This window comes from Stenotrophomonas sp. Marseille-Q5258 (assembly GCF_946900935.1).
GTDB classification, from domain to species: domain Bacteria; phylum Pseudomonadota; class Gammaproteobacteria; order Xanthomonadales; family Xanthomonadaceae; genus Stenotrophomonas; species Stenotrophomonas nematodicola.
This window is the reverse complement of sequence record NZ_CAMPPN010000037.1, coordinates 1-12901: the sequence shown is the minus strand read 5'-3', so window position 1 is coordinate 12901 and position 12901 is coordinate 1. Positions and strand designations below refer to the sequence as shown.

Genomic DNA, 12901 nt, shown 5'->3' with positions numbered 1-12901 from the left:
CCTCCTTTCCTGCCAGCGACCGTTTCCGGCCAGAAGCGGACAGCGACATGCGCCCTAGGCTGCTTCCGGCATTCGTCCCGGTTCGGCAGCTTCGTCGATGGGAACGTGGTGAGCGAGCGCCTCGCGGAGCAAGCACCCGAAGAGAGGCCTCATCCCGGTGCCGCTCCGCTCTGCATTGGGCGCGATTACATGCCCAGGTCAGACAACCCCGGGTGATCATCCGGTCGACGCCCCAACGGCCAATGGAACTTGCGGTCGCTTTCCTTGATCGGCATGTCGTTGATGCACGAGAAGCGCCGCTCCATCAAGCCATCGGAAGAAAACTCCCAGTTCTCGTTTCCATACGAGCGGTACCAGTTTCCTGAATCGTCACGCCATTCATAGGCGTAGCGCACAGCGATACGATTCTCGGTAAAGGCCCAAAGTTCCTTGATCAAGCGGTACTCAAGCTCTTTCTTCCACTTGCGGGCCAGGAACTGCCGGGCCTCTTCCCGGCCTTGCGTGAATTCGGCGCGGTTCCGCCACTGGGTGTCGAGCGAGTAGGCAAGAGATACCTTGTCTGCATCGCGGGAGTTCCAACCATCTTCGGCAAGTCGTACTTTTTCGATGGCCGATTCGCGGGTGAAGGGGGGAAGCGGCGGGCGAGTTTGAGCGTCGGACATGGCAAAGCCTCCAATCAAAGTGGATGCATCGTTGGTTTCAGATTGCGGTGGAGCGTGCGCCCGCTAGCGGCGGGCCTGTTTCAGCAACAACTGTGCGACATCCCTTGCGTTGTCTGCTGCTTGGTAATCACCCATCACGCGCGACACGGTGATGGCACCTTCCATCAGAATCAGCAGCTGGCGCGCCAGTGTGTCCGACTGCTCGACCCCGAGCTGCCCGGTAAGTTCAAGCGTGTAATCGAGCAACTTCTGCTTGTGATGACTGGCGATCCTGCGAATAGGATCCTCAGGATCCCCGACCTCGCCGGCCGTGTTGATGAACGCACAGCCGCGGTACCCCTCGGACTTGAACCAACCCGTGAGCACTGTGAACATGCATAGGATTCGCGCCTCGGGGCCATCGGCCTTGTCACATTCCTTCTGGAACCAGGCCAGCCAACGCACGTCGCGTGCGTTCAGCGCCGCAGCAGCAACCTCGTCTTTGTTCTCGAAGTGGCGATAGATACTTTTCCGCGCCACACCCGAGGTCTTCACTAGAAGGTCCATGCCGGTGGCATGTATCCCGTTCTGGTAGATCAGCGTCTCGGCCGTCGCGAGGATCTTCTGCTTGGTGTCGGTCGTCTGGTTTTCCATGGGGCAAAGGTAGAACGATCGTTCTCCCTTGTCAACCAAGATGGGCAGGGGGCCGGGCTCACGATGTCTAGTTGGAGGACAAGTGAGTGGCAGGGCTGCGGGATCGCACCGGAGTCCGCCTCATGTTGAGTGTCGTGCCGGATCGCGCCATGGCGGATGTCCGCTTCCGGCCAAAAGCGGTCATCAACGGGCGTCGTATCGAACAGGGAAGCGCGTCTCATGCTCAGGGAATAGATCGCATAGAAAGAACTTCCGGCGAAAGGCGTCGAAGAATTCCCGATTTCGTTCCGCCAAGGCCTGGGCAAATATTTCTGGCTGAAGAGGTGGACCGACGTAGTCGGCGGGGGGATTGGCCGCCATTTTTATGCCGCGCTCCAGACGAGCCTCTGGCGTTTCATGTGTTTCCTGATAGTGATCCCACACGTACTGAAACAGCCATTGCGCTGCGCGATAGACGAAGGTGTCAGGCGTGGCACGAAGCATCGCTTCCACTGCCTCCCGCGCTGATCGAGTACGCATGAGCGTCCCATAGAGCTCAAGATACGCACGCATCAATTCCTCCGGCGTGACCGCGCTCGTCGGCCCGATGAGACCGTGAACAGGTGCGCGATCAACCAATCCGAGCGTCGATGTGAGTGCACTTCCATCGCACGCAGCAACAACGCCGAGGATACGGGGCGTGAAGCAATGAGCTTACGGACTTTCCGTTCCGGAGGCATCCAGGCCTTCGGAGCGCTGTAGATCGTTTGGGGGTCGATGGGGACTTCCGGCCAAGGGCGGACCTGCCTGCCCCGGTTGCCCGCGCAGCGCTGGAGGCACGCCGGGCCGGTTATCGCCCAAGCGATACGGTGTCGATCACGAGGGAACCCAATGCCTGCTGGGTCGGCCCCGAGGGCATCGATATCGCACGATACCGATGGACGCCCAGCGACTACGCCATGTTGGGCACCATTGGATCTGGGAAGTTCCCGCCCGAGGAACCAGCGGGGATGGTGCAGTCGATGGGCCAGGTGACGACACCTCGCAGTCTCTATCTGCAGCAGTTCCGTGATGGACGCATCCGGGACAGTCTGGCCGCTGGTGCGGGGGAATGGCGTACGTATCAACGCGAGCTGGCTGACGCGTCACCTGGGCCACGACCTACGGTGTTGCCGAAATGACCGTCAAGGCCGTGACATTCCGGTTCAGGCAGCCCTCCCAGCCCAGCGACTTCGCCGGCGGGAACGTGATCGAACCCACCTGCTGCGCCTGCACGAGCGGCGCGCTGATCTTCGGATACGCGGTCAGAATCGTCGCGCCCTGATCCAGCGCGACGTCAGGATCGCTGCCCATGTCGTTGAGCACATCACCAAGCGAAATGACGTTGGTGTTGCCCGCAACGATACGGAACACGCCCGCCCCCTTGGCATAGCAGTGCTCCGTCTGCAGATTGCCCTGCAGATCCCGCCTCGCCGCATAGGCATAGTCGCCGGGCACCACGGAACGGGCACCGAAACGCAGCGTCGTATTGAGACCTTCTGGCTTCTTCAATTCGTCGACGACGAACGTGCCCGCTCCGCCGTCGAAGGTAATGGAGAACCACTCCGGCAGGAAGGTTGAAGACTGCAGGTCGACCCTGCTGAAGACGAAGCTGTGGCTGCTCACGCCCCGATCAGGCACGTTGTCGGCAGCGACCAGGACAAATGCGTTGCCATCGCTGCCATCGAACGTGGTGTTCTGGTCCACGGTGGCGCATCCGCCCAGGACTGCACTTGTGATTACGGCAAGAACCGCGCGCTTCATGACGCCCCCTGATGGGTTCCCGTGGACCGGATCGGCCCGAATGGATGGTAATCCAGATCACTGATGCGTTTCGCACCGCTCTCGCTGGCCGGATGCCGCCCGGAAGCAGACTACGGTGGGCCAGGGCGCCATCCTCCCCGGGCCGCAGGTAGTCGGCACCCGCGAATGCCAGCGGTGCACCTCATGCAGCTTGCCGGTGTAACGGCATTCGTCGGTGGAAATCACCGAACGCACGGAGACGTCAAACGAGACGATCCGTTTGCGGTTGGTAGCGAGGCGATCCGTGCGGATCTCGGCCACCACCTGTGCCGACGACAGAGCCTGAACGGGAATCTGGATGACGCTCAGGCGATGGTGGAACCATGCCTGCAACTCGCCTGCGATACGGAGGTGGACAGCTCCCGCCGCACTGTGGGCGGCGGTGCCTGCGAGGACATCAACGAAGAGCGTGCCATCCGGAAGCGCTGCAAGGACGTCAAAATCATCGCCCATGCGCCAGCCGACCAGCATGTGGCAAAACGTGTTGGCAACATCCTGGAGGATCGTTCGACGCATTGGTTGACAGCACTCATGCCTGGAAGCGCGACGCAACAAGCGGGTGATAGGACAGGGCGACACCGCACAGCCACGCTGACGCAGCGGCAGCAAACAGCGCGATGCCAAGGCCACTCACCTGCCCCATCAGTGGCGATTGTGCCAGCAGCCCTGCCGCCAGGACGATCAGGGCAGAGGCAACGATGGCGAGCAGACGACCCCACCGCCTGAACCGCACGAGCCCTGTCCATGCTGCGGCGCCAGTGACCACGCCCACCAGCAGCACAAACGCACCGAAGACCCGCATTGGAGGCGGTTGATCCAATGAAAATTCCACGTGCACAGAGCGTTCCAGGGGCAGAAGCAACGCGCCCGACAGAAGAGCAACGGAGAGGACCATCAAAACGCGGATGACAGCAGCCATGAGCGAAACCCTTCCAATGGATGGACCCGGAAGCCACTTGCACGACGTGCCCAGACTGTCGCGTAGACGGGCGCTTACCTGACGCGGCTCGATCATAGAAGGGCCGCCGCCGTCCAACAAGCGGGGGGATGAGCGGACCCAGGCGCCGGGGTCGGCGCCAGGCTCGATTCGGGCACGGGGCTAGCGGAACCGCACCTCCGACCCGTACACCGTTTCACCTGCGTTGACCCGCACCTCGACGTCCGTGAGGCGCTGATGGATTCTGCGCCAGTGCAGAATCCAGCGCACGAGGAGCGGCAGGCCGAACAGCAGATAGCTCACAACGGCTAGAACGACAGCCACGGATACCCCGCCCGGATGCAGCCAAAGCCACGCCGTGGCCAGAAGCGCACTGAAGATGGGTCCACCCGCAGCGGCTGCAAGAATTGATCGTGAACGCATGACCGCTACAGCCTTGCGAACATCTGACAGATCATCAAGCGTTATGCGATCAGCACTTTCCATATGGGTCAAGGGCCTGACAGGCCTCCTCCTGCGTCAGAGTGGAAACGACAGGTTCGATCCTGGGGCTGCCGGACCCTGCTGGCAAGCCGACGCACTATCGGTCCTGCAATGCCCGCCGGCACCCCGCAGTGCATTGCTACCATCAGCACCTGCCCGTTCACGGATGAAACCACCCGAATGCGCCCGTTGCCGTCCCGCAGAATCGCCGCGCTTGCCTTGATCGCCTTCGCCGCGTGCGCGCCCACGGTGCTGCACGCCGCGAATGGGCCCGGCTCCGCCGCGTTCTTCATCCAACCCATCGATACGGCCGCAGACGCGCCGCTGGTCGCACCAGGCAGCGATGGCCGATTGCGCTACGGCATGTACCGCGAGCGCGGCGGCACGCAGGCCCGGCATATTGTTCCGGACTTCTCGCGCGCCGGCTACCGCGGCGGTGGCGTAGCGCTGCCTGCGCCCGCCTCGCTCCCCGTCCGCGTGGTGCTTGCTCCCTCCGCTGGCGGCGACGACCACGCGCGCATCCAGCAGGCCATCGACACGGTGAGTGCGCGCACGCCCGATGCGCACGGCATGCGCGGTGTCGTCCTGCTCACGCGCGGGCGCTACACCGTCTCGAACGGGCTGGTCATCCGCAGCGGCGGCGTTGTGCTGCGCGGTGAAGGGCGCGGCAGCAACGGCACGATCATCCGTTCGACCTACACCGGCCGGCAGGGTCGGATCATCGAGGTGGGCAACCGCGAGCCCTCCCGGTTGGTGGACACTGCCGGCCTGCCGTCGTCCACCATCAGCGCCGCGTTCGTGCCGGTGGGGGCAATACGGGTGCCGCTGGCCTCCACCGCCGGGTATCGCGAGGGCGACACCCTCATTCTGCGTCGCACGCCCAATGCCGCCTGGCTGGGTGCCGACGGGATCGATACCGCCCGCTATGGCTGGACGCCCGAGGGCTTCGCGATGGACTACGCGCGCGTGGTGGCCGCCGTGGATCGCGACGCGCTGGTGCTGGATGCACCGGTGGTGGATGCGATCGAGCGCCGCTTCGGCGGCGGTACGGTGTATCGCGTCGCTGTGCGGCGCATCGGCGAGGTCGGCATAGAGGACCTGCGTCTGGAAGGCAACCCGCACACCGGCACGGCTGCAGGTACGCCCGATAGTGGGCCGTACACAGCCATCCGTTTCAACGGTGTGCGTGATTCATGGGTGCGCAATGTCACGCTGCGCTATGTCTCACACGGCATCACCGCGCACGACGGCGCCCACTTCAACACGTTCCAGGATCTGGCTTATCTGGACCCGCGCTATGGGCAGACCGAGGGCATGCGCCGCTACGCGTACAACTACGAAGGCAACGCGTCGTTCAACCTGACCCAGCGCTGCTATGCCGAGCACGCCCGGCACAGCGTCGTCACCGGCGCGCTCACCCCCGGGCCAAACGTTTTCCTGGACTGCCTGGCCGTGGACGGCACCAACGACAGCGGCCCGCACCATCGCTGGGCCACCGGCACGTTGTACGACAACACCCGCGACACTCAGCTTCGGGCACAGAACCGGCGTCGCAGCGGGTCCGGCCACGGCTGGGCCGGCGCGCAGCAGATGTTCTGGAACACGGGCAGCGCGCACTACGTGCTGCAGGCGCCGCCGCATGCGATGAACTGGAGCGTGGGAGAGATCGGGAATGCCGTACCGGGCAAGTTCCAGCCCGAAGAGCCCGCCGGCATCGTGGAGCACCCGTCACAGGTGGTGATCCCGCGCAGTCTGTACCTGCAGCAGTTGCAGGATCGCCTTGGTGCGGGAGCGGTCGAAGCGGTGACAACCCCGGCACAGCGGCGCGGCCGGGTGTGGGAGGCGCTGGCCTGCCAACCCGACGCATGTCCTGGAGACCGCAAGTAACCCTCGCCCACCCCGCCTGCTTCAGTGGTGACGCGTCGGCTTACCTGCGAGCGGAGCGCGTGCGCTTTCCGTCTTCGTCCTGCGATGCCGCGCGACTCTTCGCGAACGCGGGGAAGGTCTTCTCGATCGGGTCGGCATCCGGGAGGATGTAGAACACCCCGCCCCGCTGGAACGTGGTGCTGATGATCTGCTCGTAGAACCCGGGCGAGACGTTGATGCAGCCATGCGTCACGCGGTTGTCGTCCGGCGAGGCGGACGCAAGGCGTTCCACCCGCTTCTCGGCCGGGACACCGGTCGCGGTGGGATGGATGGAAACGGCGGACTCGTAATCCACCCACAGGACGCGGCCGGCGTCGATCGACGGGCCGTAACCGCCGACGAAGCGGCCTGCCGGCGTGGTGCGGTCCCGACCCGGAATTTCGCGCAGCGCCAGCCCGGCGACACCGGGGGCGGTATGGTCCCCGGTCGCCGAGCCGAACAGCCCTGGCGCCGCGCCGCGCAGCCGGCCCTCGCCGTCGAACACCAGGATCTGTGCTGCGGCCTTGTCCATGATGGCGAACGGATAGCCCTGGCTGTCCTTGGTGGCGACAATCCACCCCGCGAGCTCGATCACGGTGTCGGAGACGTCCTGGCCTTTCGGCAGTTCATCGACGGCGGCGACCGGTTGCGGGGCGGCATCCTTGGCGCTGGCAACGCCGACACCTGCAAATGCCAGCGCCACGGCTAGCGCACCAGAGGCGGCACGTCGTGCTGCGTGTGAGTACATAACGATGGGACGATTCCTTCGGATGGAACGATGGGCTTAAACGAAACCAGTGGCCAACAACGGCCACCGGTTCCACTTCATACCCTGCACACCAGGTGTGCAGGCGCGATCAGCCGCGTGGCTGGCGACGGGGCGCCTTTTCGAGCTGCTGGACGCGGCCTTCGATCTGATCCAGACGTTGGTTGGCCTGCTGCGCGGACTGGTTGGCGGACTCGGCGCTCTGGGCAGCGCCCTGCACCTTCACATCAAGCTGGTCGAGGCGTGAGTTGATCGAGGCGAACTCGTCTTTGTAGGTGGCGCAGCCGCCAAGGCCGACGGTGGCGATGATCGCCACGCCGAGCGTACGGGCGAGCGTCAGGTGATGCTTGGTCATGGTCATTGCAGTCCCTCCTTTGTCTGGGGAGACTGGAATATAGCTGCCTTTTTGTTGGCGCCACGAGAGGCTTTCAGTTCTGGTTGGAAGACGTGGAGAGGGCGTGAAGAGGTCGTAAAACGCATGCTCACACGGCGTTTTTTCTTCAGCACCGATCGCCATACCTGCCCTGTCGTCAGCGTGGCCCGGCGCTTGCCTACCAGAGCCGACCATCGTCCAATACCCGCGTGCTAGCCTGAAACCGCAAGGACGCCGCACCCTTCCGCCATCGTGTTCCGTTCCAGGCAGACCTCATGAAGACGCCACGCCAATCCGCCGCCACTACGAACAGCACCGCAGCGGAAACGCAGCCCAACCTGTTCGCCGCGCTGCGGAGTCTTATGATTCCCTACCGGAGCAGGCTTGACGTTGTGCACGATGAAGACGACCACTTCTACGCAAACTGCCGACACCTCGACGCCAAGGGCAAGGCGCAGTTCTTCGGGGCAGTGAAGTTCTCTGGCCGCAAGCATGTCGTTCACTTCATGCCGGTCTACGATTTCCCCGAGCTGCTGAGTGATATCAGCCCCGCACTGAAGAAGCGCATGCAGGGAAAGTCCTGCTTCAATTTCGATGCTCTGGACCCGGCGCTGCTGCAGGAACTGCAGCACCTTGTGGAACAGGGTGTGGCTCGCTACGAGAACGCAGGCAAGCTCTGAGGACCTGACACTAACCACTCACACCACAATCAGAAAGCCCCAAGCAAGGCGGGACTTTCTGCTGTGTCTGGCACCGGAAATGGTAGTTGAACCTGCGACTTACTTCCGGCCCAAATTCATCTCAAACACCTCACCATCTTCAATGCAGAGTTGCACTTTGTCATCGGACGAGAGCCGCATGTCCAGCACCCACACTTGCGGAGCACCCGCAAGTGCATTGCACAAATCGGCCGAGGACACTTTTACGGGTCCGTTCGCCACTCTATCTCGAATGTCATTCAGGACTGTGAAGTCGCCAGTTCCCGAAGGTATATCCATATAAGATATCTCCCATACTTCATTCGCACTGAATTTGCTCAGTATTTCCTCTGCCACTCTGCTCCCTGTGATGGGGAACCCCCAGTCTATTTCTGACATAGCTATCAACCTCCATCGAGTGGTCGCGGTGGCCAGCGCTGAGGCGTGCCTCCTGTAGCACTGGGTACATAAGGATGTTCGTGCGGGTTTGTATGATCACGCGGGGGACCGTGGTCAGTAAAATCAATGATCCTTACTGCTTTCCCTTGCCCGTCGAACTCTCTGGCTTGATCGTACTTCTCTTTGCTGCCTTGTCGTTGGCCAAGTTGGGCATGCGGACCAGCCGCGTCCGGATCTGGCGCAGGCTCACCGTTTGATTTCGTGAGCAATGGCCTGTCCGGAAAGCGATTAGGGACTGGCTGGCCGTCCCGCCGCCCGGCGAACCGTGTCCCTGCCTGTAGGCCGACCCGTCGGACTTGAGGCCGGCCTCCCACTCGGCCCGCTCTCACGACTCCCGCCAGATGCATCGTCGTTCCGTTGGATGTTTCCACCGGCATTGGGCAACCGATACCGATTGAACTGTTCCAAAGGCTTCGCGTACGCCGTCACGGGATCAACGCTCAGGAACACGCCCAACTGCGGATCCATGTACCGCTGCTGCATGTGGCCCAGTCCGGTAGCGCCGTCCATGACGTGCCCGGCATACCCCGGCCGGTCCACCACCTTGCCGATCGGCGCACCATAAGGCTCGTAGTGCGTCCGCTCGACCACCACACCCGCCTGGCTCGTACTTGCCACCGGGCTTCCCAGCGCGTCGGTATGCAGGTACGTGATGGTTGCGCCTGCAGCGTTGTACTCACGCTGCGCGATCAGGCTTCCTGCGAGATGCACGAACTCCCGGCCGACGCCCTTGGGCCCATCGCTCTGGAACACCAGGCGACCATCTTGGGCGTAGTGGGAAAGCACATTCCCCGCCGTGGGCGAGTAGGCAAGAATGCGACGCCCCAACGGGTCATAGTTCCTTTCATGCCCATCTACGTGTTTCCCGAGCTGCTGAGCGATATCAGCCCCGCACTGAAGAAGCGCATGCAGGGAAAGTCCTGCTTCAACTTCGATGCTCTGGACCTGGCTCTGCTGCAGGAATTGCAGCGTCTTGTGGAACAGGGTGTGGCTCGCTACGAGAACGCAGGCAAGCTCTGACGAACTGAATCATCATTGCGCCTGTATCAGGCATCGGCCAACAACCCCATCGGGCAGCATCCCCACTGTCGCATCTCACGCCTGCTTTCGTCCAATCAATCGAACAAGGGTGATGCTCCAATGGCTTTTTATCTCGCGCATGGTGCGTGCTGAATTTTGCCCTGCATCGGCCTTAAGTTCGCTTCCCACGGGTCGAGAATTCACGAGCACCCCGCCTTCAGCGCCCAGAGCTCTTGACGCCGCCACGCCGACTCCACACGACTCCCCTGGACTGAGTAGAGGCGCGATTTAGAGCCCCGGTGCTGATGTTATCCCTCTTGCCGGCCAACTGTGCGGCACAATGAGCGGGAGCCAGCCCGCCAAGCCTTCGTCTAGGCCTTTCTTCGTTTTGGTCGCGCCGCCCACTTTCGATACTGGCTCTGGCATGGAGCAACGTCTGCAACCAATGCCGTTTGGGCATTCGTCCCGGAGCCGCCCGTTGAAGCTTCATAGGTAGCGTCGTCCACGAAATCAATAGACCACACTTTGAAAGCCGCTCCACGCGCCTGTAGTTCACGGCAAGCCCCTTCTGTCGCAGCTTAGGATGGATCATGCCCACGCCGTAGCGTCTGTGACGGTGCGCCAGTGCAGCGATCTACTCGCGCAAATCAACGTTGTGGTCCGGCCTGGGCTCGTAGCAAAGCGCACTGGCGCTCATCCGCGCAACGAACAACGCACGCCGCTCACTCAGCCCTTTATTGAACATCTACCGCACCAGCAACCTACGTGCCGGCGCGGTCACCACTTTATTCGAAACGCATCCTTGATGACGTCGTTCTCGAACACCGGCTCGGCCGGTAGCTTCTTCAGCCGCGCGTTCTCCGTCTCCAAGTTCTTGAGCCGCTCGACATCAGGCAAGCTCATGCCACCGAACTTGCTGCGCCAGAGGTAGTACGAGGCCTCGCTGAAGCCATGCTGGCGGCAGAGGTCCTTGATGGGCATGCCGGCCTCAGCTTCGCGTAGGAAGCCGATGATCTGCTCTTCGGACAAGCGCTTCTTCACGTCCAATCTCCTTGTCATTGAGGACCGGACTCCAAACCGCTTCGCTACTCAATCTCGGGGGACGTCGACATACAACCAAGCAGTTGGACGCGGTTTTCAAGTAATTCAGACCGCCTAGAGCGCGGGGCCAGCCAGAAACTAACGGCCTGACAAATTCAGGAAGCGATTCCACGCAGCTCCGAGCATGCATCCTCAACGACTTTGAGGAAGTCAGGCAATGAGAACTTCATATTTACATTGGCATTAAGAATTCTAGTTAGATGAAAGAATTCAACCTCAAACACGCCGTCAACCCGCTCCTGATCAATACGACAAAGAATTTGTGACTCAAACGAGATCTCAGCAGCAAGCGAATTGAAACTCATCGGGCTCACAAAATCAATTGAGAATTTTTCCATATTGCGCCTACCTCTTGGGATCCAAGAATGTATTAAACGAACCGTCTGCCTCGAACCGCACCCCCTGACCACTCGCCCCTCGGTACTCAGCTCCTCCGCCACTCAGGGATGTTTTGACAGTATCTGGGCTTTTCAGAAGCCCCTCTACCACCCGTCCAGCAGCTTCATTCTTCTGTGCCACACTTCCCGTTGGAGCAGCGAAAGTACCACCTGGGCGCGTAGCGTGATGCTCGAGCTTTCGTGCGGCAACTGAAAGGCCGGTTGCATTGAACGGCTTGTTGGCAGCCCGCAATAGCGGACCCACCTCCTTGGCAGCAAGGCCAGCGGCGCCAGCGGCCCCGGTGACTCCAGCCGCCTCCGCAGCGATGTTGGTGGCAGTGGCCACTGCACCAGGGTTGGTCATTATAGCTAGACGAACCTCTACTACTACAGGAGTAAGCATTACCGCTGTAGCAGCGATAGCATATGGCTGGAGTGGCGCATACACTGCACCGTTACCGGCCTCCATGTCCTCGCGATGCTGTTCGACAAAGCGCTCTGATGCTTGTCCCCCATCCGGATCCGAGAACGTGTACGGATTTCCGTTCGCATACCGATAGCGATTGAACTGCCCAACCGGCTGCTCATACGCAGTCACCGGATCCACCGACAGGAACACCCCCAACTGCGGGTCCATGTACCGCTGCTGCATGTAGCTCAGCCCAGTGGCGCTATCCATGACATGCCCGGTATACCCCGGCCCGTCCACCACCTTGCCGATCGGCGCTCCATAAGGCTCGTAGTGCGTCCGCTCGACGACAGCCCCCGCCTGGTTCGTACTTGCCACCGGACTTCCCAACGCATCGGTATGCAGGTACGTGATGGTTGCGCCTGCGGCGTTGTACTCACGCTGCGCGATCAGGCTACCCGCAAGGTGCACGAACTCACGGCCGACGCCCTTGCGTCCATCGCTCTGGAACACCAGGCGCCCATCTTCGGTGTACTGGGACAGCACGTTACCGGCCGTGGGGGAGTGGGCAAGAATGCGACGCCCCAACGCGTCATAGTTCCTTTTCAGCCCGCGGAGTCCAGGAATCTCTTCCAGTTTTCGAAGAGACGTTCAACATTTTGATCAAGGGAGTGCTCAGCGGGAGCGCATCCATCAGTGGCGGGCATGTATCTGACGAAGCTCTCCATGCGCTCCGGATAGTCAAAATCCGCATATATCCGCTCAACCTCGCCGAGCGGATCATCAACTTCATTGCGGTTGGCATAGAGATCCGTGAGAACTGCGACAAGCCACTTCCATGAAATGCTGTCGTGATCCATATCTCCGTCCTGAACGGTGAGTCGTAGAGCCTCCGCTCCTCTCTCTTCAGGGGCAATTCTCTCCAAGTGACGTACCAGGCCCACCAGGTCCAACTGCCCTTCAAACGCAGCCTGCCCCAGTTCGCATTGCTTCAGAGCATCAAGATCAATCAGATTTCGATCCAAACCCCACGCCAACTCGGCCAGAGTCCATGACCCGGAAGTCCGAATCCACTCATAGCTTCTCATGGTCATAGTCACTTCTTGTTCGGCATTCCATTCATGCTGCCACCGACGTCCCCCCGGCTTGAGTAGTGGGCGGGTTTAGAGTCCGGTGCTGATGGTATCTCTCTTTCCAGCCAACTGTGCGGCGTACTGGGCGGGCGTCAGCCCGCCAAGAGCCCGCTTAGGCCGTTCT

The 12901-nt window shown here is 61.5% G+C and carries 15 protein-coding genes and 1 pseudogene; 3 read left to right on the top strand and 13 right to left on the bottom strand.

Going from position 1 to position 12901, the window contains the following annotated elements:
• Nucleotides 1-185: 185 nt before the first annotated feature.
• From OC534_RS17970 to OC534_RS17940, 7 genes are all read right to left on the bottom strand, one after another.
• On the bottom strand, nucleotides 186-662 hold the full coding sequence (locus tag OC534_RS17970; protein WP_262072323.1) for a nuclear transport factor 2 family protein: 477 nt from the start codon (nucleotides 660-662) through the stop codon (nucleotides 186-188).
• Nucleotides 663-725: 63 nt separating this feature from the next.
• On the bottom strand, nucleotides 726-1295 hold the full coding sequence (locus tag OC534_RS17965) for a TetR family transcriptional regulator (RefSeq protein WP_262072322.1): 570 nt from the start codon (nucleotides 1293-1295) through the stop codon (nucleotides 726-728).
• Nucleotides 1296-1478: 183 nt separating this feature from the next.
• Nucleotides 1479-1847, bottom strand: a complete 369-nt coding sequence (locus OC534_RS17960; protein ID WP_262072321.1) for a hypothetical protein — start codon at nucleotides 1845-1847, stop codon at nucleotides 1479-1481.
• 588 nt (nucleotides 1848-2435) lie between these two features.
• Nucleotides 2436-3020 (bottom strand): hypothetical protein, encoded by a 585-nt coding sequence (locus OC534_RS17955; RefSeq protein ID WP_262072320.1) that lies wholly within the window; start codon nucleotides 3018-3020, stop codon nucleotides 2436-2438.
• Between the two features lie 114 nt (nucleotides 3021-3134).
• The gene (locus OC534_RS17950; RefSeq protein WP_262072319.1) at nucleotides 3135-3632 is read right to left on the bottom strand and encodes a hypothetical protein; all 498 of its coding nucleotides are present in this window, start codon (nucleotides 3630-3632) and stop codon (nucleotides 3135-3137) included.
• Nucleotides 3633-3645: 13 nt separating this feature from the next.
• Nucleotides 3646-4035: a hypothetical protein gene (locus OC534_RS17945; RefSeq protein ID WP_262072318.1), complete on the bottom strand. Its 390-nt coding sequence runs from the start codon at nucleotides 4033-4035 to the stop codon at nucleotides 3646-3648.
• Between the two features lie 180 nt (nucleotides 4036-4215).
• Nucleotides 4216-4548 carry a hypothetical protein gene (locus tag OC534_RS17940; RefSeq protein ID WP_136003271.1) on the bottom strand — a complete coding sequence of 111 codons (333 nt, stop codon included), beginning with the start codon at nucleotides 4546-4548 and terminating at the stop codon, nucleotides 4216-4218.
• Between the two features lie 177 nt (nucleotides 4549-4725).
• Between OC534_RS17940 and OC534_RS17935 the strand changes: the two genes are divergently transcribed.
• Complete coding sequence (locus OC534_RS17935) at nucleotides 4726-6423, top strand: hypothetical protein (RefSeq protein WP_262072317.1); 1698 nt, start codon at nucleotides 4726-4728, stop codon at nucleotides 6421-6423.
• A gap of 40 nt (nucleotides 6424-6463) precedes the next feature.
• Here the strand turns inward: OC534_RS17935 and OC534_RS17930 are convergent, their stop codons facing one another.
• Both OC534_RS17930 and OC534_RS17925 read right to left on the bottom strand, forming a co-directional pair.
• On the bottom strand, nucleotides 6464-7189 hold the full coding sequence (locus tag OC534_RS17930; protein WP_136003269.1) for a hypothetical protein: 726 nt from the start codon (nucleotides 7187-7189) through the stop codon (nucleotides 6464-6466).
• Nucleotides 7190-7298: 109 nt separating this feature from the next.
• On the bottom strand, nucleotides 7299-7568 hold the full coding sequence (locus OC534_RS17925) for a membrane protein (protein ID WP_017355080.1): 270 nt from the start codon (nucleotides 7566-7568) through the stop codon (nucleotides 7299-7301).
• Nucleotides 7569-7855: 287 nt separating this feature from the next.
• Between OC534_RS17925 and OC534_RS17920 the strand changes: the two genes are divergently transcribed.
• Entirely contained in the window at nucleotides 7856-8260 is a 405-nt protein-coding gene (locus OC534_RS17920; RefSeq protein WP_262072316.1) for a hypothetical protein, read from the top strand.
• Nucleotides 8261-8965: 705 nt separating this feature from the next.
• On the opposite strand, the gene OC534_RS19320 is transcribed toward OC534_RS17920, so the two are convergent.
• Nucleotides 8966-9277, bottom strand: a complete 312-nt coding sequence (locus OC534_RS19320; protein ID WP_316044096.1) for an RHS repeat-associated core domain-containing protein — start codon at nucleotides 9275-9277, stop codon at nucleotides 8966-8968.
• A gap of 306 nt (nucleotides 9278-9583) precedes the next feature.
• Between OC534_RS19320 and OC534_RS17910 the strand changes: the two genes are divergently transcribed.
• Nucleotides 9584-9757 (top strand): hypothetical protein, encoded by a 174-nt coding sequence (locus tag OC534_RS17910; RefSeq protein WP_153165344.1) that lies wholly within the window; start codon nucleotides 9584-9586, stop codon nucleotides 9755-9757.
• Between the two features lie 328 nt (nucleotides 9758-10085).
• Here the strand turns inward: OC534_RS17910 and OC534_RS17905 are convergent.
• From OC534_RS17905 to OC534_RS17895, 3 genes and pseudogenes are all read right to left on the bottom strand, one after another.
• Nucleotides 10086-10816: pseudogene (locus tag OC534_RS17905) on the bottom strand (transposase); the annotation flags it as partial.
• 387 nt (nucleotides 10817-11203) lie between these two features.
• Entirely contained in the window at nucleotides 11204-12115 is a 912-nt protein-coding gene (locus tag OC534_RS17900) for an RHS repeat-associated core domain-containing protein (RefSeq protein ID WP_229296568.1), read from the bottom strand.
• Nucleotides 12116-12249: 134 nt separating this feature from the next.
• Entirely contained in the window at nucleotides 12250-12669 is a 420-nt protein-coding gene (locus OC534_RS17895; protein ID WP_262072311.1) for a DUF2247 family protein, read from the bottom strand.
• Nucleotides 12670-12901: the final 232 nt, after the last annotated feature.

Bases quoted from the DNA above. Each gene is read 5' to 3' on its own strand.
- OC534_RS17970 (WP_262072323.1), bottom strand. From the start codon at position 662: ATGTCCGACGCTCAAACTCGCCCGCCGCTTCCCCCCTTCACCCGCGAA.
- OC534_RS17965 (WP_262072322.1), bottom strand. From the start codon at position 1,295: ATGGAAAACCAGACGACCGACACCAAGCAGAAGATCCTCGCGACGGCC.
- OC534_RS17960 (WP_262072321.1), bottom strand. From the start codon at position 1,847: ATGCGTGCGTATCTTGAGCTCTATGGGACGCTCATGCGTACTCGATCA.
- OC534_RS17950 (WP_262072319.1), bottom strand. From the start codon at position 3,632: ATGCGTCGAACGATCCTCCAGGATGTTGCCAACACGTTTTGCCACATG.
- OC534_RS17945 (WP_262072318.1), bottom strand. From the start codon at position 4,035: ATGGCTGCTGTCATCCGCGTTTTGATGGTCCTCTCCGTTGCTCTTCTG.
- OC534_RS17930 (WP_136003269.1), bottom strand. From the start codon at position 7,189: ATGTACTCACACGCAGCACGACGTGCCGCCTCTGGTGCGCTAGCCGTG.
- OC534_RS17925 (WP_017355080.1), bottom strand. From the start codon at position 7,568: ATGACCATGACCAAGCATCACCTGACGCTCGCCCGTACGCTCGGCGTG.
- OC534_RS17920 (WP_262072316.1), top strand. From the start codon at position 7,856: ATGAAGACGCCACGCCAATCCGCCGCCACTACGAACAGCACCGCAGCG.
- OC534_RS17910 (WP_153165344.1), top strand. From the start codon at position 9,584: ATGCCCATCTACGTGTTTCCCGAGCTGCTGAGCGATATCAGCCCCGCA.